Source organism: Cellulomonas sp. P2_B4, from assembly GCF_056404795.1.
The window spans coordinates 337,875-362,133 of record NZ_JBFUDI010000006.1; the positions used below are offsets into that span (position 1 = coordinate 337,875).

Genomic DNA, 24,259 nt, shown 5'->3' on the forward strand with positions numbered 1-24,259 from the left:
GATCGTGCTGTGACCACCGAGACGCGACCGGCCGAGGTCCAGACCGGCCGCATCGGGCTGCTCCTGGGTTCCGCGCTGTATGTCGCGGCGGTGCTCGGCACGGGGATCCTGCTGCTCCCGTCGCTCGCGGTGCGCGCCGCCGGACCCGGGTCGCTGCTCGCGGTCGCGGGTGTGCTGGCCGTGTCCGTGCCCCTGGCCGCGACGTTCGCCGCGCTCGCGACCCGGCATCCCGACTCCGGTGGCGTCGCCACCTACGTCCGGCTCGCGCTCGGACCGACCTCGGCGCGCGCGACCGGCTACTGGTTCTTCTTCGGCGTGTGCGTGGGTGCGCCGGTCGTCGCGCTCGTCGGGGCGCAGTACGTCGTCGCGATGCTCGGCGGGTCGCAGACGCAGGTGTACGTCGTCGGCGCCCTGCTCCTGCTCCCGCCGCTGGTCACCAACGCGGTCGGACTGCGGCTGAGCGGACCCGTGCAGCTCGTGCTGACCGGCCTGCTCGTCGTGCTCGTCGTCCTGGTCGTGCTCGTGTCGCTGCCGGCGTCCGACCCGGCGGAGCTGCGGCCCTTCCTCCCGCACGGCTGGTCCGGTGTCGGTGCGGCCGCGAGCCTGTTCGTCTGGGCGTTCGCCGGCTGGGAGGCCGTGACGCACCTGGCGGGGGAGTTCCGCGACCCGCGGCGGACCATCCCGCGCGCCACCGCGATCGCCCTGGTCGTCGTCGGCGTGGCCTACCTGTCGTTGCAGTACGTCGCCGTGACGGCGCTCGGCGACTCCGTGTCGGACGTGCCGCTGATGGACCTGGTCGACGTCGGGCTGCCCGGTGCCGGGCGCGTCGCGGTGGCCCTCGTCGCGGGCATCGTCACGCTCGGGGTGCTCGGTGCCTACTTCGGCGCGTTCGCCAAGCTGGGCGCGTCGCTGGGCAGGGACGGGGACCTGCCGCGCTGGGTGGCCGACGGCGCGCAGCCCGGCGGGGTGCCGCGTCGCGCCCTGCTCGTCGTCGCGGTGCTCTCGTTCGCGTACTTCACGCTGGTCGTGGCCACCGGTGGCGACCTCGAGCCCTTCGTGCTCGTGCACACGAGCTGCATGGTCGCGGTCTACGCGCTCGGGTCGGCCGCCGCTGTCCGGCTGCTCGAGCGGGGGAGCGCCGGCTGGTGGTGCGGGGTGGTCGCGCTCGTCCTGGCGCTCGTCCTGGCCGCGCTCGCCGGGTGGCACCTCGTGGTGCCGGTGGCCCTCGGGCTCGTCGCGGTCGGGGTCGGCCGGGTCCGGCGCTCACGCGCGGTCGACCCGGTCAGAACCCGATCGCCTCGCGCAGCAGGAGCACCGTCCCGCGCCCCGGGATCAGCTCCGCGTTGAGGACCAGCAGCCGGCTGACCGCGCTCGGCTGCCCGTAGACCGCCATGGCGCGCTCGTTCTCCAGCGGCAGCGCGTGCTCGTGCACGCGCCGCAGGGCGACCTCGAGGGTCGGCACCACCTTCTGCGCGCCGACCACCCAGATGGCGTGCGCGGCGCCGCCGGCATAGGCGGGCAGCTGGCTCCCGGTGCCCGACGCGGCCACGAGCGAGCCAGTCTCGGTGACCGCGGCGACGCTCCCCACGACCACGTCCGGGGTCGACATCAGCCGCCGGATGTCGTCGGCACGCGTGCGGCGGTCCATGGCCAGGATCAGCGGCTTGACCGCCAGGTAGCGGCCGCTCGCGTTGAGGTCGGCGTCGATGCCGGACAGCCGCAGAGTCTCGCTCGCGCCCGTGAACACGCTCGATCCGTCGGGGACGAGCTCGGCGATGCGGACCCGCGCTGCCGCGACGTCGTCGAGGATCTCGACCGCGAAGCCGTGCGCGGTCAGCGCCTCGGCGGCCCGCTTGAGGCTGTGGTCGGAGGCCGGTTCGGTGAAGGGGCCTGCTGCGGTGCTCGTGGTCATCGTGTCTCCCGTGGGTCGGTGTCGCGAGTACGACCACGGAGCCGCGCAGAATGTGAGGCCTGACGTTTCGGGGGGCTGTCCGGTCGGAGGAGGGTGAGAGTGGACGACGTCATGCGCGAGCGGCGCCAGCTGATCAACGTCTCGTACCGCCTGCTCGGCTCGCTGGCCGACGCCGAGGACGTGGTCCAGGAGGCGTACGCCCGCTGGTTCGCGATGACGCCGCAGGAGCAGGACGCGATCGAGTCGCCCGGCGCCTGGCTCACCACCGTCGCGAGCCGCCTCTGCCTCACCCTGCTCGGCTCGGCCCGCGTGCGGCGCGAGACCTATGTGGGCGAGTGGATCCCGGAGCCGCTTCCCGACGGCACCGTCGCCGACCCGGCCGACCGCGTGACCCTCGACGAGTCGATCAGCATGGCGTTCCTCGTCGTGCTCGAGTCGATGACCCCCGCGGAGCGCGTCGCGTTCATCCTGCACGACGTGTTCGGCTACCCGTTCGCGGAGGTCGCCGAGATCGTCGGCCGCACGCCCGCGGCCTCCCGGCAGCTGGCCTCGTCGGCACGCCGTCGCCTGCGCTCCGCTCCCGCGACCCCAGCACCCGTCCAGGCCGGGATCGTCCGCGAGTTCAAGCAGGCATGGGAGGCCCGCGACGTCGCCGCGCTGATCGGGCTGCTCGACCCGTCCGCGACCTTCGTCGCCGACGGCGGCGGCCTGGCGCCGACGGTGGTCGAGCCGATCGTCGGCGCTGAGAACATCGCGCGCGCGCAGGTGCTGATCGCCGGCGTGGCTCCGTCCGTGCGGCTCGTCGAGCGGGTGGTCAACGGCCAGCCCGGCCTGATCGCGCAGGTCGACGGGGTCACGGTCACGGTGTTCGCGTTCCGGGTCTCGGGGGAGCGCATCACCAACATCTGGGCGGTCCGGAACCCGGACAAGCTCCGCCCGTGGGCGTGAGCCGCGTCAGTCGCGGACCCGTACGGTGCCGGCGAGCTCGACGTCGAGGGCCGATCGTCCGATGTAGACCTCGACCTGGCCGGTGGGCGTGACCCACGTGTCGGCGTCGGCGTCCCAGTAGGAGAAGTCGCGTCGGTCCAGCTCGATCCTCACCTGCTCGCGCTTCCCGGCGCCCAGCTCGATCTTGGCGAAGCCCGCGAGCTTGCGCGGCGGGGAGTCGACGCCCGGGAGCGGACCCAGGTACACCTGGACCACCTCGGTCCCGTCGCGGTCTCCGACGTTCCGCAGCCGGAGCCGCACGTCGATCGTGTCCTGGCCCCCGGTCGTGCGCAGGACGTTCCCGACACGGAACCGGTCCATGGCGAACTGGGTGTACGACATCCCCTGCCCGAAGACGAACCGGGGGTCCACCCCGGCCGCGAGGTAGCCGCGGTAGCCGATGTCCAGACCTTCGGTGAGCTCGACGTTCTCGTCGTCGAGCCACGGGTTCTGGACGCCCTCCGGCAGGGCGTCCTCGCTGCGCGGGTAGGAGACGGGCAGGCGGCCGGACGGATCCTCGTCGCCGAACAGGATCGCGGCCAGTGCGTGGCCCTCCTCCTGCCCGCCGAAGTAGTTCTGGACGAGTGCCGGCACGGCGTCGACCCACGGCATGGTCACGCCGGTGCCGGTCGAGACCACCACGACGGTCTTCGGGTTGGCGGCCGCGACGGCTCGGATGAGCTGCTCGGCGTTCTGCGGCAGCTTCAGCGAGACCATGTCCCGCTCCTCGCTCTCGTACGTGCGCACGTAGACGACGGCGACGTCGCTGGCGGCTGCTGCCGCTGCCGCCTCGGTCATCGACGGCGGGAGGGCGTCGGCGGGCGCGGACCACTGCAGGAGGAACGTGCCGGGCTGCAGGCCGACCAGTGGGTGGTCCTGGGAGTACTCGACCCGCAGGCCGTACTCCTGCCCCGCCTGGAGCTGGAGCGGCTGCGAGCGGACGTCGCGACGACCATCGGCGCCCGTCATGTCGACGACGAGCTGGTCGTCGAGGTAGACGCGCGCGTCGCCCCACCCGGTAGCACCGAGGACGTAGGCGCCCGTGCTGGGCGCGACGAGGCTGCCCGTGTACCGGACCGACTGGTCGCCACCGCCCGCGGGGCCGGCTCCGGCGAGGATCGGCGTCGGCTGCACCTGCGACCCGTACAGGCTCGCGAAGGCGGGTGACCCGCCGATGAACCCGACGTCGTACGCGACCTGCCGCTCCGTGCGCGTCAGGCCGGGGGCGCCGGACCAGTCCGCGTTCGGGTAGTAGCGGGCGGTGAGCCCGTCGCCGATCCCGCGCTCGGGTCGCAGCACGGACGACGGCACGGCGGTCATGTCGGCCGTCTCGATCATGTTCGCCCCGTTCACCGGGTCATTGCCCTGGGCGTAACGCACCTGCGCGCCGAGGTCCCGTCCGCGCTCGCGCATGGCGTCGAGCAGCGACACCTCGTACGTCGCCTGGACGTACGCGGACCCGCCGAGCGTCGACGGGATCGTCGCGTCGGCGCCCACGACGGCGATCGAGTCGATCGCGTCGCCGTCGATCGGCAGCGCGTCCGCGTCGTTCTTCAGCAGGGTGATGGCGTCCTCCTGCACCTCGCGGGCCACGGCGCCGTGCTCCGCGACGGGGATCGCCGTCGGCGTGTAGTCGTTGTCGAAGATGCCGATGGCGAACATCGTGCGCAGGATCCGCAGCACCGCCCGATCGACCAGCTCGACCGGGACGCGACCCTCGTCGACGGCGGCGAGCAGCGCGTCGCCGTAGAACGCCCGCGTGCCCGTCTCCATGTCCGTCCCGGCGACGACCGACGCCTCCGTGGAGTGGATCGCCCCGAAGTCCGTGAGCACGAAGCCCTGGAAGCCGAGCTGGTCGCGAAGGATCTGGTTGAGCGTGAACTCGTTCTCGCAGGAGTACACACCATTGATCTTGTTGAACGAGCACATCACCGAGCCGAGGTCGGCCTGGGTGATGGCGGCCTCGTACGCGGCCGTGTGCACCTCGCGCAGCGTCCGCTCGTCGACGACCGCGTTCTGCAGCCCGCCGCGGAACGTCTCCTGCGTGTAGGCGGTGTAGTGCTTGAGGTCGGCGATCACGTTGCGGGCCTGCACCTCCTGCACGAAGGGCACCACCATCGCGGCGTTGAGCTGCGGATCCTCGCTCGCCGACTCGGCCTGCCGGCCCCAGAACGGGTTGCGGGTCGGGTCGGAGTTGGGGCCGAGCAGCACCTCGTGACCGGTCTGCCGGGCCTCGTCGGCCACGACCCCCGCATAGTCGCGGGCCCTCGCCGGGTCCCAGGTCGCCGCGAGCGCCAGGTTGGTCGGCATGGCGGTCGCCCTGTCGGCGGTCGCGGGGAGCAGCCACCCGCGGGACGCGATGCCGGCGGTGGCGTCGGCCATGCTCAGCTCCGGGATGCCCAGACGTTCGATGGGCGCGCTGTAGAACGCCGCCGGACCGGCGCCCTGGTCGCCCGTCATGAGCTCGACCTTCTCCTCCAGCGTCATCGCCTGCAGCAGCAGCACGGCGCGCTGGTCGGGTGACAAGGCGGTGTTCATCCACGGGTCGCCGGGCGCCGCCGCGGCTGGCAGGCCCGTCTGGAGGGTGATGACCAGGGCGGTCGCGCTCGCTGCGGCGATCGCCAGTCGTGCCCTGCGCGCTCCCCGCGAGATCAGCTCCGGCGTCATGACAGGCCCTCCACGTCGAGGACGGTCCGCATTCCGGGGAAGGTCCCGGTCACGGTCTGGTCACTGCCGATGAGACCCCCGTCGCGGCGCGGGCGTCGACCCCCGAGAGGGGCCCAACCTTGGTCCCCCCTCGGGGGCGGCTCGCCTGGCGGGTACCGGTCGCCGGGGCCAGCATCGGGGGATGCGCAACGAAGCGCTGCGCCAGTTCCTCATGGTGCGTCGGGCACGCATCACCCCGGAGCGCGCCGGACTCTCCGCGCCCGGGGGCGCCCGCCGTGTCGCGGGCCTTCGGCGGGACGAGGTGGCGAGCCTCGCCGGGATCAGCACGGGGTACTACCGACGGCTGGAGCGAGGGGTCGTCGCGGGGGTCTCCGAGTCGGTCCTCGCGAACCTCGCCCAGGCGCTGCGGCTCGACGACGTCGAGCGCGACCATCTGGCCGACCTGCTGCGCTCCCCGCCGTCCACGAACCGGGCGGACTCTCGTGCGCCACGGACCAAGTCTGTGCGTCCCTTCGTGCAGCAGTGGCTCGATGCCACGGACCTGCCGTGCTGCGTCGTCGACGACAGGCTCGACGTGCTCGCCGCCAACGACCTCGGGCGCGCTCTCTACCTGCCCCTCTACGAGAGCCCGGCGCGACCCGTGAACCACGCGCGCTACATCTTCTGCGACCCGGGTGCGTGGACCTTCTGGAGCAACTGGGACGCCATGGCCGACCTCACGGCGTCCCTATTGCGCGGGAGCTCAGGGCGCGCGCCGTCGGACCTCGGGCTCTGTGCGCTCGTCGACGAGCTCACCGCGCGGAGCCCGGACTTCCGCCGTCGGTGGGCGGCGTACGACGTGGCAGCAGACACGTCGGGCGTGCGCGAGATCAACCATCCGACGGTCGGGCGCCTCACCCTCGAGGCACACTCCGTCCCGCTGCCCGAGGACCCCGGTCAGCGGATGGTCGTCCACGCGGCGGCTCCGCGGTCGCCATCCCAGCGGCGCTTGGCGCAGCTCGTAGCGGACCACGGGCTCGTTTCGAACGACGGGAGCGGCAGCCTGGTGCCGGAGCCCAGGCGTCGAGAGCTGACCGGTCGCCTCTCCGAGTGACGGGCACCCGGCCGCTCACCGTGCCGGTACGCGACGAACCGGGTAGAACCGATCCCCATGACCATCGTCGGACTGCACAACTCGCACGAGCAGGTCCATCCCGCTGCGCTCCTGGCGACCACCCAGCGCGCGGAGCAGGCGGGCTTCGACGCCGCTATGTGCTCCGACCACTGGGCGCCCTGGTCGGTCCGGCAGGGGCACTCCGGCTTCGCATGGACCTGGCTGGGGGCCGCGATGGCGACGACGCGGCTGCCGTTCGGCGTGGTGAACGCCCCCGGCCAGAGGTACCACCCGGCGATCATCGCGCAGGCGGTCGCGACCCTCGGGGCCATGTTCCCCGGACGTTTCTGGGTGGCGCTGGGCTCGGGGGAGAACGTCAACGAGCACATCACCGGCGGCCGGTGGCCGGCCAAGGCCGAGCGGGACGCGCGTCTGCGGGAGTGCGTCGACGTCATCCGCGCCCTGCTCGACGGCGAGGAGGTCACGCACACCGGCCTGGTCACCGTGGACCGCGCGAAGCTCTGGACGGTTCCCCACGAGACGCCGCTGCTCATCGGCCCCGCGGTCACGCCCGCGACCGCACGGGCCCACGCCGGCTGGGCTGACGGTCTGGTCACGGTGAACCAGAGCCCCGAGATCCTCGAGCGGGTGGTGCACGAGTACCGGGACGCGGGCGGTCGAGGCGAGATCGCGCTGCAGGTGCACGTCTCCTGGGCGCCCGACGAGCGCACGGCGTTCGAGGTGGCGCGTGAGCAGTGGCGCAACCAGGTGTTCGGACCGCCGGTCGCCTGGGACCTCGACACCCCGGAGGCGTTCGACTCAGCGGGCGAGCACGTCAGCGACGAGGCCGTGCGTCGCAGCGTGCTGGTCGACCACGACCCGGCGCGCCTCGCCGACCGCCTGAGCGAGCTGGTCGCGATCGGCTTCGACGCGGTCTACCTCCACCAGGTGGCGACGGACCCGCGTCCGAGCGACGACAAGCACGACGATGCCGCGCCGACGAGCACGCCGCGCAGCGCGGCCCTCGACGCGTTCGTCGACATGGCGGCCGAGCACCTCCTGCCCCAGCTGAAGCAGGTGGCTGCGTGAGCCGGAACGGTGTCGTCGCGGCCGTGCGGAGGCGCCCCCGGCAGGACTCGAACCTGCAACCTACGGATTAGAAGGCCGTTGCTCTATCCATTGAGCTACGGGGGCCGGGCGTGCGTGCACGCCTGGCACAGCCTAATCGGCGACGTGCAGGTCGCAGGCGCGGGGACGTCGGGCGGACGAACCGCCCGGATTCGGAACCGCGTGGCGTTTTGCCAGGTCAGATCGCACCGGGACAATGGTCGCGTGAGCGCGCAGCCCGGCACGGCTCCAGTGCAGCCCGCGCAGTACGCGCAGCCACTGGTCGGCTCCGCGCGCCATGTCGCGGACGACCCGCGCGACATCCTCGCCCGCCCGCTCGCGCAGACGTCCCTGCTCGACGCCGTCAAGGACCTTCGACGGGACGTCGAGAAGACCGGGTTCCCTCTGGAGATCGAGGGCATCGAGGTCGCCCGCGCGTCCCGGGACCGACTCGTCGACCAGCTCGGGGAGCACCTCGTGCCCCGGCTCACGGAGCTGTCGGCGCCTGCGGTCGTCGTCGTGTCGGGGTCGACGGGTGCGGGCAAGTCGACGCTCGTGAACTCCCTGGTCGGAGCCGAGGTCAGCACGGCCGGCGTGCTGCGACCGACCACCCGGCGCCCGGTCCTCGTGCACCACCCCCTCGACACCGAGCTGCTCTCGCACCACCCCGTGCTGGAGTCCGTGAGCGTCGTCGCCGACGAGCACATGGTCCGGGGGATCGCGCTGCTGGACGCTCCCGACCTCGACTCGGTGCTGGAGTCGAACCGCGAGTCGGCGCACCGGCTGCTCGAGGCCGCGGACCTGTGGCTGTTCGTCACGACGGCCGCCCGCTACGGCGACGCGCTGCCGTGGCGCGTGCTGCAGGGCGCGGTGGAGCGAGGCGCCTCGATCGCGATGGTGCTCAACCGGGTGCCCCCGGCGTCGCTGCCGACGGTCCGCGGCGACCTGCTCGGGCGCCTGCGGGAGAACGGGCTGCAGGGGTCGCCGCTGTTCGTGGTGCCGGACCTGGGACCGCACGAGGGTCTGCTGCCGGCGTCGTCCGTGTCGCCGATCCAGCGCTGGCTCGCGATGCTGGCCGGCCCGGACAAGGCGCGCACCGTCATCGGACGCACGCTGCGCGGCTCGCTCGCGGCGCTGCGGCCGTGGGTCGACGAGCTCGCGGACGCCGTGCAGGCCCAGGCCGACGCGGCCGCGGCGATCGGCTCGGTGCTCGACGACGTGCTCGCGCGGTCCGTCGCCCAGTCGGCCGAGTCGATCCGCGCAGGTGCCGTCGCGGACGGCGCCGTCCGCGCCCGGTGGTCGGCACTGACGTCGGCGGGCGCGCCGCTGGACAAGATCGTGAGCGGCAAGGGTCGTGTGCGCGGCTCGGCGCGCGACGGTCGCGCCCGGTCCGCACGGATCGCGCCGCTCGTCGAGGACCTCGAGAACTCGGCGACCGCGACGCTGTCCGCGGCGGGCGGGCAGGCCGAGCACGCCCTGCGTGCGGCGCTCGTGGCACCCGACGGTCCCGACGGTGGGCGGTCGGTCGACGCGTCCTGGGCGGCGGTGGGCAACCGGCGCTCCGCTGCGGACCAGGCCGCTCGCGCCTGGATCGCGCAGGGCGTCCGGGTGGTGCGTGCCGCCCTCGCGGTCGAGCCCGCCGTCGACGCGTCGCGGGCCGCACGTCGTCGGCGCAAGGCGGAACGAGCGCTCGGCGACGACGGGCTCGCCGCGATCGCGCTCACCGCCGCGGCCGGCGTGCAGGACGCGCGCGACCTGCTGGTGTCCCTGATCGACGAGGCCGGCGACCGGGCCGTCGACGAGCTGCGCACCGACCTCGTGGACCGGGCGGCCGCGCACGCCGCCCTCGAACGCGCCGCCGTCGGTGAGGTGCTCGCCGACCCGGACCTCGCCGACGACGCCGCCTCCCGGCTGCGGCTGAGGCTCGCCGTGCTCAAGGGACTGACGTGACGACCGACGAGACCGCCCTGCTCACCGCGCGCGTCGAGGCCCTCGACCGCGCCCTGGCCGTCGCCGACGGTCGCGTCTCGCCCAAGGCCTCGGCCCGGGTCTCGACGACGATCGACGGCGTGCGCGAACGGCTCGCGCTCGGCGTCGACCACACCGTCGTCGCGCTCGTCGGCGGCACCGGTTCCGGCAAGTCGAGCCTCTTCAACGCGATCAGCGGCCTGCAGTTCGCGGACGTCGGGGTGCGCCGGCCCACCACGTCGGAGATCACCGCGTGCGTCTGGGGCAACGGCGCGGACGCCCTGCTCGACTGGCTGGGCGTCGTGCCCGAGCGTCGGATCGCGCGCGAGAGCCTCCTCGACGGGGAGTCGGAGGCGTCCCTGCGGGGGCTCGTGCTCCTCGACCTGCCCGACCACGACTCGATCGCTCCCGAGCACCGCGAGGTCGTCGACCGGCTGATCCCGCAGGCGGACCTGCTCGCGTGGGTCGTCGACCCGCAGAAGTACGCCGACGACGCGCTGCACAGCGGCTACCTGCGTCAGCTCGTCGGCCACGAGTCGTCGATGGTCGTCGTGCTCAACCAGGTCGACACCGTCTCGCCCGACGTCCGGCCGTCCCTCGTCGCCGACCTCGAACGCCTGCTCGTCGACGACGGCCTGACGGGTGTCCCGGTGACGTCGGCCTCGGCGACGACCGGCGAGGGCGTCAGGGGCCTGCGGGAGGCGCTCGCGGGTGTCGTGGCCTCGCAGTCGCTCGCCGCGAGGCACGCGGGGGCCGAGCTGAACGATGCCGTCACCACCCTCCAGACGCAGGTCGCGACCCGGGAGCCCGCCACGCTGTCCCTCGGCGAGACGGTCGACACGCTCGCCCGCTCGGTGGGCCTGTCGTCGGTGGCGAGCTCGGTCGCGACCGCGGTCCGCGGTGGGACCGCCCCGGCCGAGGGCTTCGGGGCGGTGCAGGAGGATGCCGTCGCCCTGGCCCGCGGGATGTGGCTCGAGACGGTCACGAACGGGCTGCCCAAGCGGTGGGCGCAGGACATCGGCTCACGGGTCGCCTCGACGGCCGAGCTGCGGCTCGCGGTCGCGGACGCGATCTCCGAGCTGAGCGTCACCGCGCGCCGGTCGGGGCTGGCGCTCGGGCTCGGGGTGCTGGCGATCGTGCTCGCGGGTGCGGCGCTCGTGCTCGGGTCGGTGGCGGTCGGCTCGGCGATGGGTGACGGCGACGCCAACACCTGGGCGCCGGTGGCCGCCGTCGTCGCCCTCGTCGGAGCCGTCGTCGCCCTCTTCGCCGGCCGGGCCGCACGCTCGGCCGCGGCGCGACGACGCTCGGAGCAGGTCCTGCGCGACGGTCGAGCGGCGCTCGAGAGCGTCTCGCGCGCCCGGCTCGCCGTACCGACCGAGCAGGTGCTCGCCGAGCACCGCAAGGTCCGCGAGCTCCTCGCGTCCGCGCGCGGCTGACCCGTCCACAGCCCCCTGGCTCAGCCCTCGTCGCACGGATCCGGGATCCGGGTGCCCGTGCACCGTGTCGCGCGTCGAGGCTGGCCGGACGAGCCCCGCACCCGTCGGGGCGCCCGGCACTGGAGGCATCGATGAGCACACAGTCCCTGGACCTGACCGTGGTCGGCTGGATCGGCACGGAGGTGCGCAACTTCCACGAGAACGACGGCGGCACCCCGTTCAGCACGTTCCGGCTCGGCAGCACCCGCCGCTGGTTCGACAAGCAGACCGGCGCGTGGAAGGACGGCCAGACGGAGTGGTTCAACGTGAAGGTCTGGCGGACCACCGCGGTCAACGTCGCGCGCTCGCTGCGCAAGGGAGACCCCGTGATCGTGCAGGGTCGGCTCTCCACCGAGGAGTGGATCTCCGAGAACGGCCCCCGCACGTCCCTCGTCCTGGAGGCCACCTCGCTCGGCCACGACCTCGCGTTCGGCAGCAGCCACTTCGCGCGGACGACGAGCGGGTCGGCGGCCGGGTCCGACGAGGCGAAGGAGCCCGCCGACGTCAGCGGCCTCGAGGAGCTGGTCGACCAGGAGACCGACGCGAACCTCGTGCCGGCCGGCGACGTGGCCGACGAGGACACGCTCCCGGCACTGGCCGGGGTGCGGTGATCGCCTAGGCTGGGGCACCGGCAACCCGACGACGCAGGTCGGACCGCGCGGGTACTGCTCACGGCAGTCGCGCGGCCGATCGCGTCGCGGGGGCCGGTCAGCAGTGTCAGAGTCGTCGGCCCCCGGCCGAGGCGGGCACCTCCACGAGCACCCGAGGCGGACGAAGAGCCAGTGGCTGAGTTCATCTACTCCATGTACAAGACGCGCAAGGCGCACGGCGACAAGGTGATCCTCGACGACGTCACCCTGAACTTCCTGCCCGGCGCCAAGATCGGCGTCGTCGGACCGAACGGCGCGGGCAAGTCGACGATCCTGAAGATCATGGCCGGGCTGGACCAGCCGTCCAACGGCGAGGCGCGCCTCAGCCCGGGCTACACGGTCGGCATCCTGCAGCAGGAGCCGCCGCTGAACGAGGCCAAGACGGTCCTCGGCAACGTCGAGGAGGGCGTCGCCGAGATCAAGGGCAAGCTCGACCGCTACAACGAGATCTCCGTGCTGATGGGCGAGCCCGACGCCGACTTCGACGCGCTCCTCGCCGAGATGGGCGTGCTGCAGGAGGCCATCGACGCCGCCGACGCGTGGGACCTGGACGCTCAGCTCGAGCAGGCCATGGACGCGTTGCGCTGCCCGCCGCCGGACGCCGACGTCACCGTGCTCTCCGGTGGCGAGCGCCGCCGCGTGGCCCTGTGCAAGCTGCTCCTGGAGAAGCCCGACCTGCTGCTCCTCGACGAGCCCACCAACCACCTCGACGCGGAGAGCGTGCTCTGGCTCGAGGCGCACCTGAAGGACTACCCCGGCGCCATCCTCGCCGTCACCCACGACCGGTACTTCCTCGACCACGTCGCGGAGTGGATCTGCGAGGTCGACCGCGGCCGCCTGTACCCCTACGAGGGCAACTACTCCACCTACCTGGAGAAGAAGGGCGAGCGCCTGGCCATCCAGGGCAAGAAGGACGTCAAGCTCGCGAAGCGCCTCAAGGAGGAGCTGGAGTGGGTGCGGTCCAACGCCAAGGGCCGCCAGACCAAGTCGAAGTCGCGACTGGCCCGCTACGAGGAGATGGCCGCCGAGGCGGACCGCACCAGGAAGCTGGACTTCGAGGAGATCCAGATCCCGCCGGGTCCGCGACTGGGAGCGATCGTCCTGGAGGCCGCCAACCTGCAGAAGGGCTTCGACGGGCGCGTGCTCATCGACGGCCTGAGCTTCACGCTGCCCCGCAACGGCATCGTCGGCGTCATCGGCCCGAACGGCGTCGGCAAGACGACGCTCTTCAAGACGATCGTCGGCCTCGAGCCGCTGGACGGCGGCGACCTCAAGGTCGGCGAGACCGTCTCGATCAGCTACGTGGACCAGTCGCGCGGCGGGATCGACCCCAAGAAGACGCTCTTCGAGGTCGTCTCCGACGGGCTGGACTTCCTCAAGGTCGGCAACGTCGAGATGCCCTCGCGCGCCTACGTCGCCGCGTTCGGCTTCAAGGGCCCGGATCAGCAGAAGCCGGCAGGCGTGCTCTCGGGTGGTGAGCGCAACCGTCTCAACCTCGCGCTCACGCTCAAGCAGGGCGGCAACCTGCTGCTGCTCGACGAGCCCACCAACGACCTGGACGTCGAGACGCTCGGCTCCCTGGAGAACGCGCTGCTCGAGTTCCCGGGCTGCGCCGTCGTGGTCTCCCACGACCGGTGGTTCCTCGACCGGGTGGCGACGCACATCCTGGCCTACGAGGGCACGGAGGACGACCCGGCCAACTGGTACTGGTTCGAGGGCAACTTCGCCTCCTACGAGGAGAACAAGGTCGAGCGGCTCGGTGCGGACGCCGCCCGCCCGCACCGCGTGACCTACCGCAAGCTGCGCCGCGACTGACGGCCCACGACGGCCCGTCCGACCACGTGTCGGGCGGGCCGTCGTCGCACCCGCCGGGTAGCGCGCAGGGGCGCGGCACGACAGAGTCGGGGTCCCGACGACCGATCGGGGATCCTGACGCCGGCGCGGGTCGCGACGAGCTGGGCGTGTGGGGTCGACGACGAGGCAGGAGGCGGGGCGATGGCGCACGACGAGCTCGCCGACGCCCTGCTGACCCTGCGCGGGCGCGTCGCAGACGTCCGGCTGCCGCTGGAGACCGCCACGGCGGAGACCGGCCGGGCCGACCGCACCCGCGTGCTCGACCAGCTCGACGACTACCTCCTGCCGCGCCTGCGCGACCCCGACGCCCCGGTCCTGGTGGTCGTCGGCGGCTCGACCGGCGCGGGCAAGTCGACGATCGTGAACTCGCTGGTCGGTGCGCAGGTGAGCGCCCCGGGCGTGCTGCGGCCGACCACGCGCTCGCCGGTGCTCGTCCACCACCCCCTGGATGCCCGCTGGTTCAGCACGGACCGCGTGCTGCCGTCGTTGGCGCGGGTCGCCGGCAGGGAGGCGGGTGCCGGGCTCCGGCTCGTCGCGTCCGAGGTGCTGCCCGGTGGCCTGGCGCTGCTGGACGCCCCGGACGTCGACTCGGTCGAGGAGGCCAACCGCGTCCTGGCCGCCCAGCTGCTCGCGGCGGCCGACGTGTGGCTGTTCGTCACGACCGCCGCCCGGTACGCGGACGCGGTCCCGTGGGAGCTGCTGGCGGACGCGGCCCGCCGGGGGACGCACCTGGCGATCGTGCTCGACCGCGTGGACGAAGGCACCGAGCAGGCGGTCGGCGACGACCTGCGGCGCATGCTCGACGAGGCCGGGCTGGCCGCCGCGCAGGTGCTGCTCGTGCCCGAGACGTCGCTGGAGGACGGCCTGCTGCCCGAGGCGGCGGTCGGGCCGATCGCCGACTTCCTCACCGCGACGGCGACCGAGCCGGGCACGCGGTCCGCTGCGCTCGCGGCCACCTGGGACGGAGCCGTCGCGGACGTCGCCCGGCGCACGCTGGACCTCGCGACCGCGGCTGACGAGCAGCGAGCCGCGGACGAGCGCCTGCGGGCGGGCATCGAGCGTGCGTACGCCGGGGCCGCGGAGCAGGTGGCCCACGCGACCTCGGACGGGTCCCTGCTGCGCGGCGAGGTGCTGGCGCGCTGGCAGGACGTGGTCGGGACGAGCGAGCTGTTCCGGTCGCTCGAGCAGGGGGTCTCGCGGCTGCGCGACAAGGTCGTCGGCTTCGTGCGCGGTCGGCGGACGCCCGAGCCGGCCCTCGTCGAGGCGGTGGCGCACGGGCTCTCGGCGGTCATCCAGGACGCCGCGGAAGAGGCCGCCGAGTCCGCGCACGCCACCTGGCGCAACGACCCCGCCGGTGCAGCCCTGCTCGACGGCCTCGCCCTCAGCCGGGCCTCCGCGGACCTGCGCTCGCGGACGGCGGAGCAGGTGCGCGGCTGGCAGGGCGACGTGCTCGCCCTCGTCGAGAGCGAGGGCGCCGGCCGGCGGACCACGGCTCGCGCCCTGTCCTACGGCGTGAACGGGCTCGGCGCGGTGCTCATGGTCGCGGTGTTCTCGACCACCGGCGGACTGACCGGCGCGGAGGTCGGCATCGCCGCCGGTGCCGCGATCCTCGCGCAGCGGGTGCTCGAGGCGGTGTTCGGCGACGAGGCCGTCCGGCGCCTCACGCGTGAGGCGCACGAGCGGCTCGCGGCGCGCGCCCAGTCGCTGCTCGACGAGGAGGCGGCGCGGTTCACGCGGCAGCTCGACGCGACCGGGGCGGCGTCGCAGGACGGCTCCGACCTGCGCGCCTCGGTCGAGCGCGTGACGGAGGCGATGGCGGCGCGCGCGAGCTGGTCGGTCGTCGAGACCCGCGGCGGCCGGGGCAGCCTGCGCGGGGTCGGGGCGCGTCGGGCCGAGGCCCCTGTGCAGGACGTGACGCCGGTGCGCTGGTGGAACCGATGGCGGCGCGGGTGAGCGGGATCGATCCGCGGGCCCGGGTGGCCGCGCTGGACGAGGCCGTCGGTCTCGCGCGCGGCCGCCTGCCCGACGACGCGCTCGCGCGGGCGCAGGAGGTCGTCGACCGCGCGGGGCGACGGCTCGCCCTGTCCGGCGAGCACACGGTGGTCGCGCTCGCCGGTGCGACGGGGTCGGGCAAGTCGTCGCTGCTCAACGCCCTGGCCGACGCGCCGATCGCGGTCCCAGGCGTCACGCGCCCGACCACCGGGGAGCCGGTCGCGCTCGTCGTTCCGGCACGGTCCGAGCCGTCCGCGGACGGCGTCGACGAGCTGCTCGACTGGCTCGACGTCGGGCAGCGACACGTCGCCGCGAGCCCAGCCCTGCGGGACTCGGCCACGGGTCTGGTGCTGCTCGACCTGCCCGACCACGACTCGGTGGTCACGGAGCACCGCGCCGTCGCGGAACGCCTCTACGACCGGGTCGACCTGCTGGTCTGGGTGGTCGACCCGCAGAAGTACGCGGACGCGGCGCTGCACACGCGGTACCTGCGCGGGTTGCGCGAGCACGCGAGCGTCGTCGTCCTGGTGCTGAACCAGGCGGACCGGCTGACCCCGGACGAGCAACGCGCGATGCTCGCGGACCTGCGCCGGCTGGCGGTCGAGGACGGGCTCGGCGGCGCGACGGTGCTGGCCGCCAGCGCGGCGACGGGCGACGGCATCGCCGAGCTGCGTGAGCTGCTGGCGGAGGCCGCACGTCGACGGCTCGCGGCGACCCAGCGCCTGACGGCGGACGCGCGGGCCGCCGCGCAGACGCTCGTGACCGCGTGCGGTGCGCCGCCGAACCCGCGCCGGGAGGCGGCCGCGCGCGACGCCCTCGTGCAGGCGTGGGGGACGGCCGCGGGTATCGACGAGGTCACCGACGCGGTCCGTCGGTCGACGCGCCGGTCGGCCCAGGCGGCGACCGGATGGCCCGTCACGCGCTGGGTGGCGCAGCTGCGGCCCGACCCGCTGCGCCGGCTCGGGCTCGGTCGAGCCAGCGCTCCCGACGATCTCGTCCGGTCGTCGCGCCAGCCGCCCGCGGCCGGCGCCCGGGCCGCCGCCGTGATCGCGCTGCGCGGCTACGTCGACGCCGCGACCGCGGGCGCCCCGGACGCCTGGGTGCTCGCCGCACGGTCGCGCGCCGCCTCCGTCGACCTCGACGACGTCCTCGACCGCACGGTGGTCCGTGTCCCCGTCACCAGGTCCCGGACGCCGTGGTCGTGGCGCGCGCTGGCGTTCCTGCAGTGGATCCTTCTGGTCGTCGCCGGTGCCGGGCTCGTGTGGCTCCTGCTGCTCGCCGGGATGGGGCTGCTGAAGCTGCCGCAGCCCGAGACGCCGATGCGCTGGGGCATCCCGGTGCCGACGCTCCTGCTGGTCGGCGGCGTGCTGGCCGGTCTGCTCGTCGCGGGGCTCGGCCGCCTCGTCGGTCGGCTGGCCGGTCGTCGTCGCGCGGCCGGCGTGCGCCGTCGCCTGGAGAGGTCCGTCGTCGCGGMGGTCGACGAGCACGTGGTCGGGCCCGTCGCCGCCGAGCTGGACGCGCTGGCCCGGTGCCGTGCCGCCGCGCTCAGGGCGGCCTCCTAGGATCGGGGGATGGCGCGCCTCGAGATCCCCGTCCTGCTGCGTTGGTCCGACCTCGACGCGTACCAGCACGTGAACAACGCCGCGATGCTCACGCTCCTCGAAGAGGCGCGCATCACGGCCTTCTGGCGGGCACCCGCCGGCGACCTGGCCCCCTGGCCGACCGCCGTGCTCGACGCGGGACCGGCCGCGCAGATGTCGACCCTGGTCGCCCGGCAGGAGATCGAGTACCTGCGCCCCCTGAGCTACCGCCGCACGCCGGTCGTCGTCGAGATGTGGCTGGGCCACCTCGGCGGGGCGAGCCTGGACGTGTGCTACGAGATGCGCGACCCGCTGGTCGACGGCGAGGCGCCCGTCGTCTACGCACGCGCCGCGACCACGGTCGTGCTCGTCAGCACCGCGACAGGCAAGCCGATGCGGATCGGGCCCGACGAGCGCGCCGCCTGGGAGCCGTACGTCGAGGAGCCCGTGGCGATCCGCCGTCGCGGCTAGTCCTTGATCCGAGAGCGCTCCGCGGCCTCGGCGGCGCGCGCGATGTTGCGCTGCATCCCCCCGAACACGATCCCGTGGAACGGGTAGACCGACCACCAGTAGAGCTGCCCGAGCAACCCCTTGGGATGGAACAGCGCCCGCTGCGCGAACACGGTGGGCCGGCTCGACTCCACGCGGAGCTCCAACCAGGCCAGCCCGGGCACGCGCATCTCGGCGCGCAGGCGCAGGAGCACGCCCTCCTCGATGGCCTCGACCCGCCAGAAGTCGACGGCGTCGTCGACGAGCAGGCTCATGGGGTCGCGACGACCGCGCCGCAGACCCGGGCCGCCGACGAGCCGGTCGGCCAGGCCGCGGATGCGCCACGCGAGCCCCCACGAGTACCAGCCGCGCTCGCCGCCGACGGCCTCGAGCACCCGCCACAGCGCCTCCGGTGAGGCGTCGACCTCGATCCGTCGCTCGTCGACGTACAGGGAGCCGCCTGCCCAGTCCGGGTCGCTGGGCAGCGGGTCGCTCGGGGCGCCCGGGACGGCCGCCGACGACCACCGTGTGCTGACCGCCGCGTCGTGCACGCGGCGCAGCGCGAGCCGGACCGCGCGGTCGAAGCCGATGAGGCCGCCCGGCGGGTCGGGCACGTGCTCGGCGATGTCGTGCTCGTCGCACACCACCTCGTGCACGAGCGACTCCACCAGGGGCCGGGCGAGCCCGGACGGCACCGGCGTCACGAGCGAGACCCACAGGCTCGACAGCCGGGGCGTGAGGACCTTGACCCCGACGATGATGCGCGGCCGCAGTCCGGCGGCCGACGCGTAGCGCTGCATCATCTGGCGGTAGGTCAGGACATCGGGTCCGCCGATGTCGAAGCCGCGGCTGACGTCGGCAGGCATCGCTGCCGAGCCGACCAGGTAGCGCAGGACGTCGCGGATCGCGATCGGCTGGATCCGGTTGTCCACCCAGCGCGGCACCGTCATCGCCGGGAGCCGTTCGGTGAGGTAGCGCATCATCTCGAACGACGCCGAGCCCGACCCGAGGATGACGGCGGCGCGCAGCACGGTCGTCGGCACGCCGGACGCGAGCAGGATCTCGCCGACCTCGGTGCGGGACGCGAGGTGCGGCGAGAGGTCCTCGCCCTCGGGGTAGAGCCCGCCGAGGTAGACGAGCCGACGGACCCCGCCCTCGCGGGCCGCCTGCGCGAACGTCAGCGCGGTGCGGCGGTCCGTCGACTCGAAGCTGCGGCCCGAGCCGAGCGAGTGGATCAGGTAGTACGCGACATCGGTGCCGGCCAGCGCCTCGCGGATCTGCGCGAGGTCGGACGCGTCGGCGCGCGCGAGCTCCACCTGGTCGTACCAGGGCCGGCCCCGCAACCGGTCGGGGTTCCGCGCGATCGCCCGCACCCGGTAGCCCGCCGCCAGGAGCTCGGGCACCAGCCGGCCGCCGACGTACCCCGTGACGCCGGTGACGGCGACCAGCGGCGCGTCCGGGCGTGCCTGCCCGGACGCGTCGAGGCCGGGCACGAGGTCCCCGAGCGTGTCCGCGACGGGCGCGGGAAGGAGGTCGTCCGGGGCAGTCGTCACCTGGGCAGTGTGCGTTCGGACGGGCGGGACCGCACCCGGGCAGCCTGAGAGACGCTCAGGACAGCAGCGCGAGGGTCTCGCGCTCGGCCACCACCTGCGAACGCGTCGGCGTGATCGCCTGGCCGTGCTCCCAGAGGTCGATGACCCGCGGGTCGATGTACGAGGCGCGGCACACGGCCGGGGTGTTGCCGAGCTCGTCGGCCACGTCCCGCACCACCTGCGTGACCACCCGCCGGCGGGCGCGCTCCGACGAGGGGGCTGGCCCCGCGTCGGCGAGGCCTCGCGCGGCGAGCACCGTCGCGTGCCACGTCCGGAAGTCCTTGGGCGTCGCATCGGGCCCGAGCAGCTCCTTGATGTAGGCGCCGACGTCGACGCTCGTGACGTCGTGCCAGGTGTCGCCCTCGCGCCACGCCAGCAGCTCGTCACCGTCGTCGGAGCGCCGCTTGAGCGAGCGGATCACGGTCGCGACGTCGTCGTCCTCGACGTCCGTGTCCCTGATCTGGCCCGACTTGGCGGGGAAGCGCAGATGCACGCGGTCATCGCTGGCCGAGACGTGCGAGCGCAGCAGCGTCGCGAGCCCGTACGACCCGTGCCGTGCCGCGTAGCCCTCGCCGCCGACGCGCAGGTAGGCGAGGTCGAGCAGCCGGAAGGCGAGCGCCAGGACCTTCTCCCGCGGCATCCCCTCGAGCTGCAGGTCCCGGCGGACCCGACGACGCGCGGCGGGCAGCCGGGCGGCGATCTCCAGCACCCGGTCGTGCTTGAGGCGGTCGCGACGAACCCGCCACTGCTGGTGGTAGACGTACTGGCGTCGCGCGGCGTCGTCCAGGCCGGCCGCCTGGATGTGGCCGTTCGGCCAGGGGCTGATCCACACCTCGCGCCAGGCCGGCGGGATCGCGAGCGAGACGATCCGCTCGAGCTCGTCCTCGTCGGCGATCCGCTCCCGCGAGACATCGAGGTAGACGAATCCTCGACCGGCGCGGCGTCGCGACCAGCCGGGGGAGTCGATGCGGACACGACGCAGGCGGACCATGCGAGGCAGTGTCGCCCGACCCGGGCGGTCGCGCTCGCCGAGCGTGGCGATGGCTATCAGTCCGGGAAGCGGACCATGCCCTCCTGGGCGACGGACGCGACGAGGGTGCCGTCGCGGGTGAACACGCGGGCCGCGCCCAGCCCGCGACCGCCCTGCGCGCTCGGCGACGACTGCACGTACAACAGCCAGTCGTCGACTCGTACATCGCGGTGCCACCACATGGCGTGGTCGAGCGACGCGATCGACAGGCCGGGCGTGACCCAGGACTTTCCCGAGCGCCGCAGGATCGGCTCGAGCATCACCTGGTCGCACGCGTACGCGAGCAGCGCGCGGTGCAGGAGCTGGTCGTCCGGCAGCGGGCCGCGCGACCGGAACCACACCGACTGCTGCCCGGTCACGTCCGCCGCGGGGCCCAGGTAGATCTGCCCGTTCACGTGCCGCACGTCGAAGGCGGCCTCCTGCGTCCAGAACTTGGCGACCGGGTGGTCGATCGCGCCGAGCACGTCCAGCGCGGAGGGTACGTCCTCGGGCGCGGGGATCCCCTCGGGCATCGGGTCGGAGTAGTCGATGCCCGGCTGCGACTCCTGGAACGAGGTGATCATCGACAGGATCGCCGATCCGTCCTGCAGCGCGTGGGTCCGGCGGGCGGTGAACGACCGGCCGTCGCGCAGCCGTTCGACCGCGAACGTGATGGGCTCGGCGACGTCGCCCGCGCGCAGGAAGTACCCGTGCAGCGAGTGCGGGAGCCGGCCGTCGGGGACCGTCGCGCCCGCGGCGAGCAGCGCCTGCGCGAGCACCTGGCCGCCGAACACGCGACCGCTCGGCTGGGGGAGCGACGACCCGGTGAAGACGTCGGTCTCGGTCGCCTCGAGCCGCAGGATGTCGAGCACGGGCCTCATGGGGTCTGTCGTCATCAGTCCTCGAAGGTGTTGAGCATCGAGTGCGCGGCACGCTCGAGGTAGTCCCAGAGCTCGGCCTTGTGCAGGGGGGCCAGGTCGAGGGTGTCCACGGCGGCGCGCATGTGCAGGAGCCAGCGGTCGCGGGCGTCCGGGTTCACCTTGAACGGCGCGTGCCGCATCCGCAGCCGGGGATGCCCGCGCTGGTCGGAGTAGGTGGTCGGTCCGCCCCAGTACTGCTCGAGGAACATCGTCAGCCGCTCGGCAGCCGGCCCCAGGTCCTCCTCGGGGTACATCGGCCGCAGCACCGGGTCGTCGGCCACGCCCCGGTAGAACTCGTCGACCAGCCGGACGAACGTCTCGTGCCCGCCCACCGCGGCATAGAAGGAGTCGGGTCTCACGGGCCCCATCCTCACATGCTGGGTTACAGGCCCAGGTCCTCCAGGACGGGCAGCTGCGCACGCACGACGGCTCGCGCGTCGGCCGCGGTCGAGGCGGAGAGTGCGAGCTGTGCGAGTCGTCGGCACTCGTCGAGCGACGTGGCGGCGAGCAGCGCGGCGACGTCGGGCAGGGCGCGCGGTGTCATCGACAGCGACGACACCCCGAGCCCGACGAGCACCGCGGCGAGCGCCGGGCTGGCCGCCGCCTCGCCGCAGACGCCGACCGGGCGACCCTGCTGCGCGCCACCGGCACAGGCCGTCGCGACGAGGTGCAGCACGGCGGGCTGCCACGGGTCGGAGAGCTCGGCGACCGCGCCCAGGAGCCGGTCGGCCGCCATCGTGTACTGCGTGAGGTCGTTGGTGCCGATGCTCGCGAACGCCGCGTGGGCCAGGATCGGCCCGGACAGCAGGGCCGCGCTCGGGACCTCGATCATCACGCCGGCCACGTCGAGCCCGTGCTTGGCGCAGGACGCGACGAACTGCTCGGCCTCGTCGACCGTCGACACCATCGGGGCCATGACCCAGACGTCGGCCTGCTCGGACTCGGCTGCGCGGGCGATCGCCGTGAGCTGGTCCTCGAGCACCTCGGGGTGCCGCACCGCGGTGCGCAGGCCGCGCACGCCGAGCGCGGGGTTGACCTCCGGCTCGTCGGTGAGGAACGGCAGCGGCTTGTCGGCACCCGCGTCGAGCGTGCGGACGACGACCTTGCGGCCGGGGAACGCGGCCAGGACGCGACGGTAGGCGGTGACCTGCTCCTCGATCGTCGGGGCCTCGGTGCGACCGAGGAACCCGAACTCGGTGCGGAACAGTCCCACGCCCTCGGCGCCCGCGGCCGCGGCCGGCTCGGCGTCGGACGGGTCGCCCACGTTGGCCAGCAGCGCCACGGCGTGCCCGTCGGACGTCCGGCCGTGGCCGTCGAACGTGCGGACCTGCGTGCCGAGCGCTCGCGCGGCGCGGACCTGCTCGTCGGTGGGGTCGACGGTGACGGTGCCCGCGGACCCGTCGACGAGCACGAGGCCCTCGGCGTGCACCACGGCCTCGGCGCCCCTGGCGGCGACGACCGTCGGGATGCCGCGGGCGCGGGCCAGGATCGCGGTGTGCGACGTGGGACCGCCCGTCCCGGTCACGATCGCCAGCACGCGCGCGGTGTCCAGGGTCGCGACGATCGCCGGGGCGAGGTCGGCCGCGACGAGCACGAATGGCTCCTCGTGCGCGGGCACACCGGGCGCCGGACGCCCGGTCAGGTGTGCGACGAGCCGGTCGCGGACGTCGGCGATGTCCTGCGTCCGCTCGGCGAAGTAGCCACCGAGCGCCTCGAACTGCTCGGCGACCGCCTCGGCGGCCTCCCACACGGCACGCTCCGGCACCAGCCGGTCGTTGACGACGCGCTGCTCGGCGTCCTCGACGAGGCTCGGGTCGGCCGCGATGGCCGCGGTCGCGTGCAGCAGGTCGGCGCTCTCGCCCTCGGCGAGGTCGGCGGCGGCGTCGAGCGCGGCGCGCACCACCTCGGACGCGGCGCTGATGCGGGTCGCCTCGGCCGCGTAGTCGGTGCCGGGCGGAAGGCGCCGACCCGACGGTGGCTCGGCGACCGGGTCCGGCATCAGGACGGCGGGCGCGACCACGCGCCCGGGGCTCACCCCGATGCCGGTGATGACCGTGGGGTGTTCAGCGTGCACGGCACTCACCGGCGTGACCTCCTCGTCGTCCTGACGCAGTGTGCGGCTTCCACGACCCTGAACGCCAGCGGGCCGCGCCGTCCAGGGCCCTTCGGCCGTGGTCGCGCGTGGGCGGGGTTAGTCTTGGCGTCGCGCGCGTAATGGCACGCGCCCGCGAGCTGAGGAGTTCCATGAGCAAGGCAGAGCAGATCCTCGCAGCGCTGGGTGGTAACTCGAACGTCCTGGACCTCGAGCCCTGCATCACCCGCCTGCGCGTCGAGGTCACTGACGCGCACCTCGTCGACGAGGGCGCGCTCAAGGCCAGCGGCGCGTTCGGTGTCGTGCGCTCGGGCCGCATCGTCCAGGTGATCGTCGGCCCGGAGGCCGACAACCTCGCCGCCGAGCTCGACTCCCTGCGCTGACCCACGGTCGGGTATCCCCGACGATGGCTACGCTGCGGCTCGTCAGCCCCCTGACCGGCGTCGTGCTGCCGGTCACCGCCGTGCCCGACCCGGTGTTCGCGGAGGGCATGGTCGGTCCCGGTCTGGCGATCGAGCCGCTGCGCACCCAGACCCAGACCGTCGTCGCCCCGGCCGACGGCGTGATCGGCGCGCTGCACCCGCACGCGTTCGCGCTCGAGCTGGACGAGGGGCGCACCGTCCTGGTCCACCTCGGCATCGACACGGTCGGCCTCGCCGGCTCCGGGTTCACGCTGCACGTCGAGGGCGGCCAGACCGTGCGCGCGGGCGACCACCTGATCACGTGGTCGCCGGTCGACGTGCACGCCGCCGAGCTGGCCACCATCTGCCCGGTCGTCGCCCTGCAGGCCGACCCGGACCTGCTGACCGTCCTGGTGCCCGAGGGCGGCACCGTGCGCGCCGGGGACCCGCTGCTCGACTGGGCCTGAGCCC

Annotated in this window: 20 protein-coding genes and 1 tRNA gene; 13 read left to right on the forward strand and 8 right to left on the reverse strand. The window is 73.9% G+C overall.

Annotated features, from left to right (window positions below):
• Window positions 1–9: 9 nt before the first annotated feature.
• Complete coding sequence (locus tag AC1DZC_RS13060) at window positions 10–1,347, forward strand: APC family permease (RefSeq protein ID WP_477043573.1); 1,338 nt, start codon at window positions 10–12, stop codon at window positions 1,345–1,347.
• Here the strand turns inward: AC1DZC_RS13060 and AC1DZC_RS13065 are convergent.
• On the reverse strand, window positions 1,283–1,912 hold the full coding sequence (locus AC1DZC_RS13065) for an LUD domain-containing protein (protein ID WP_477043574.1): 630 nt from the start codon (window positions 1,910–1,912) through the stop codon (window positions 1,283–1,285). The genes AC1DZC_RS13060 and AC1DZC_RS13065 overlap by 65 nt on opposite strands.
• A gap of 99 nt (window positions 1,913–2,011) precedes the next feature.
• Here AC1DZC_RS13065 and sigJ point away from each other — a divergent pair, with 99 nt between their 5' ends.
• Window positions 2,012–2,860 (forward strand): RNA polymerase sigma factor SigJ, encoded by an 849-nt coding sequence (gene sigJ / locus AC1DZC_RS13070; RefSeq protein WP_477043575.1) that lies wholly within the window; start codon window positions 2,012–2,014, stop codon window positions 2,858–2,860.
• A gap of 6 nt (window positions 2,861–2,866) precedes the next feature.
• Here the strand turns inward: sigJ and AC1DZC_RS13075 are convergent, their stop codons facing one another.
• Window positions 2,867–5,566, reverse strand: a complete 2,700-nt coding sequence (locus tag AC1DZC_RS13075) for a glycoside hydrolase family 3 protein (RefSeq protein ID WP_477043576.1) — start codon at window positions 5,564–5,566, stop codon at window positions 2,867–2,869.
• Window positions 5,567–5,747: 181 nt separating this feature from the next.
• On the opposite strand from AC1DZC_RS13075, the gene AC1DZC_RS13080 reads away from it, so the two are divergent.
• Complete coding sequence (locus AC1DZC_RS13080; protein WP_477043577.1) at window positions 5,748–6,659, forward strand: helix-turn-helix transcriptional regulator; 912 nt, start codon at window positions 5,748–5,750, stop codon at window positions 6,657–6,659.
• 57 nt (window positions 6,660–6,716) lie between these two features.
• Window positions 6,717–7,748, forward strand: coding sequence for a TIGR03885 family FMN-dependent LLM class oxidoreductase (locus AC1DZC_RS13085; RefSeq protein ID WP_477038870.1), 1,032 nt, complete (start codon window positions 6,717–6,719; stop codon window positions 7,746–7,748).
• Between the two features lie 32 nt (window positions 7,749–7,780).
• Here AC1DZC_RS13085 and AC1DZC_RS13090 read toward each other — a convergent pair.
• A tRNA-Arg gene (locus AC1DZC_RS13090) sits at window positions 7,781–7,853 on the reverse strand.
• A 138-nt stretch (window positions 7,854–7,991) separates the two neighbouring features.
• Here AC1DZC_RS13090 and AC1DZC_RS13095 point away from each other — a divergent pair.
• From AC1DZC_RS13095 to AC1DZC_RS13125, 7 genes are all read left to right on the forward strand, one after another.
• On the forward strand, window positions 7,992–9,716 hold the full coding sequence (locus tag AC1DZC_RS13095) for a dynamin family protein (RefSeq protein WP_477043578.1): 1,725 nt from the start codon (window positions 7,992–7,994) through the stop codon (window positions 9,714–9,716).
• Window positions 9,713–11,170, forward strand: a complete 1,458-nt coding sequence (locus AC1DZC_RS13100; RefSeq protein ID WP_477038871.1) for a GTPase — start codon at window positions 9,713–9,715, stop codon at window positions 11,168–11,170. Before AC1DZC_RS13095 ends, AC1DZC_RS13100 begins: the two co-directional genes overlap by 4 nt.
• Before the next feature lie 131 nt (window positions 11,171–11,301).
• The gene (locus AC1DZC_RS13105) at window positions 11,302–11,820 is read left to right on the forward strand and encodes a single-stranded DNA-binding protein (RefSeq protein ID WP_477038872.1); all 519 of its coding nucleotides are present in this window, start codon (window positions 11,302–11,304) and stop codon (window positions 11,818–11,820) included.
• A 171-nt stretch (window positions 11,821–11,991) separates the two neighbouring features.
• Window positions 11,992–13,674: an energy-dependent translational throttle protein EttA gene (gene ettA / locus AC1DZC_RS13110; protein ID WP_477043579.1), complete on the forward strand. Its 1,683-nt coding sequence runs from the start codon at window positions 11,992–11,994 to the stop codon at window positions 13,672–13,674.
• Window positions 13,675–13,854: 180 nt separating this feature from the next.
• Complete coding sequence (locus AC1DZC_RS13115) at window positions 13,855–15,666, forward strand: GTPase family protein (protein ID WP_477043580.1); 1,812 nt, start codon at window positions 13,855–13,857, stop codon at window positions 15,664–15,666.
• The gene (locus tag AC1DZC_RS13120; protein ID WP_477043581.1) at window positions 15,663–17,267 is read left to right on the forward strand and encodes a GTPase; all 1,605 of its coding nucleotides are present in this window, start codon (window positions 15,663–15,665) and stop codon (window positions 17,265–17,267) included. Before AC1DZC_RS13115 ends, AC1DZC_RS13120 begins: the two co-directional genes overlap by 4 nt.
• Before the next feature lie 9 nt (window positions 17,268–17,276).
• Window positions 17,277–17,756: an acyl-CoA thioesterase gene (locus AC1DZC_RS13125; protein ID WP_477043582.1), complete on the forward strand. Its 480-nt coding sequence runs from the start codon at window positions 17,277–17,279 to the stop codon at window positions 17,754–17,756.
• Here the strand turns inward: AC1DZC_RS13125 and AC1DZC_RS13130 are convergent.
• Genes AC1DZC_RS13130 through ptsP form a run of 5 tightly spaced genes read right to left on the reverse strand, consistent with a single transcriptional unit; the run spans window position 17,753 to window position 23,369 of the window.
• Window positions 17,753–19,327: an SDR family oxidoreductase gene (locus AC1DZC_RS13130; protein ID WP_477043583.1), complete on the reverse strand. Its 1,575-nt coding sequence runs from the start codon at window positions 19,325–19,327 to the stop codon at window positions 17,753–17,755. The genes AC1DZC_RS13125 and AC1DZC_RS13130 overlap by 4 nt on opposite strands.
• A 55-nt stretch (window positions 19,328–19,382) precedes the next feature.
• Complete coding sequence (locus AC1DZC_RS13135) at window positions 19,383–20,357, reverse strand: DNA topoisomerase IB (RefSeq protein ID WP_477043584.1); 975 nt, start codon at window positions 20,355–20,357, stop codon at window positions 19,383–19,385.
• 56 nt (window positions 20,358–20,413) lie between these two features.
• Window positions 20,414–21,271, reverse strand: coding sequence for an acyl-CoA thioesterase (locus tag AC1DZC_RS13140; RefSeq protein WP_477043585.1), 858 nt, complete (start codon window positions 21,269–21,271; stop codon window positions 20,414–20,416).
• Window positions 21,271–21,654, reverse strand: coding sequence for a globin (locus AC1DZC_RS13145; protein WP_477038878.1), 384 nt, complete (start codon window positions 21,652–21,654; stop codon window positions 21,271–21,273). Before AC1DZC_RS13145 ends, AC1DZC_RS13140 begins: the two co-directional genes overlap by 1 nt.
• Window positions 21,655–21,677: 23 nt before the next feature.
• Window positions 21,678–23,369, reverse strand: a complete 1,692-nt coding sequence (gene ptsP / locus AC1DZC_RS13150; protein ID WP_477043606.1) for a phosphoenolpyruvate--protein phosphotransferase — start codon at window positions 23,367–23,369, stop codon at window positions 21,678–21,680.
• 170 nt (window positions 23,370–23,539) lie between these two features.
• Here ptsP and AC1DZC_RS13155 point away from each other — a divergent pair, with 170 nt between their 5' ends.
• The gene (locus AC1DZC_RS13155) at window positions 23,540–23,770 is read left to right on the forward strand and encodes a PTS sugar transporter subunit IIB (protein ID WP_477038879.1); all 231 of its coding nucleotides are present in this window, start codon (window positions 23,540–23,542) and stop codon (window positions 23,768–23,770) included.
• Window positions 23,771–23,793: 23 nt separating this feature from the next.
• Window positions 23,794–24,255, forward strand: coding sequence for a PTS sugar transporter subunit IIA (locus tag AC1DZC_RS13160; protein ID WP_477038880.1), 462 nt, complete (start codon window positions 23,794–23,796; stop codon window positions 24,253–24,255).
• Window positions 24,256–24,259 lie beyond the last annotated feature (4 nt).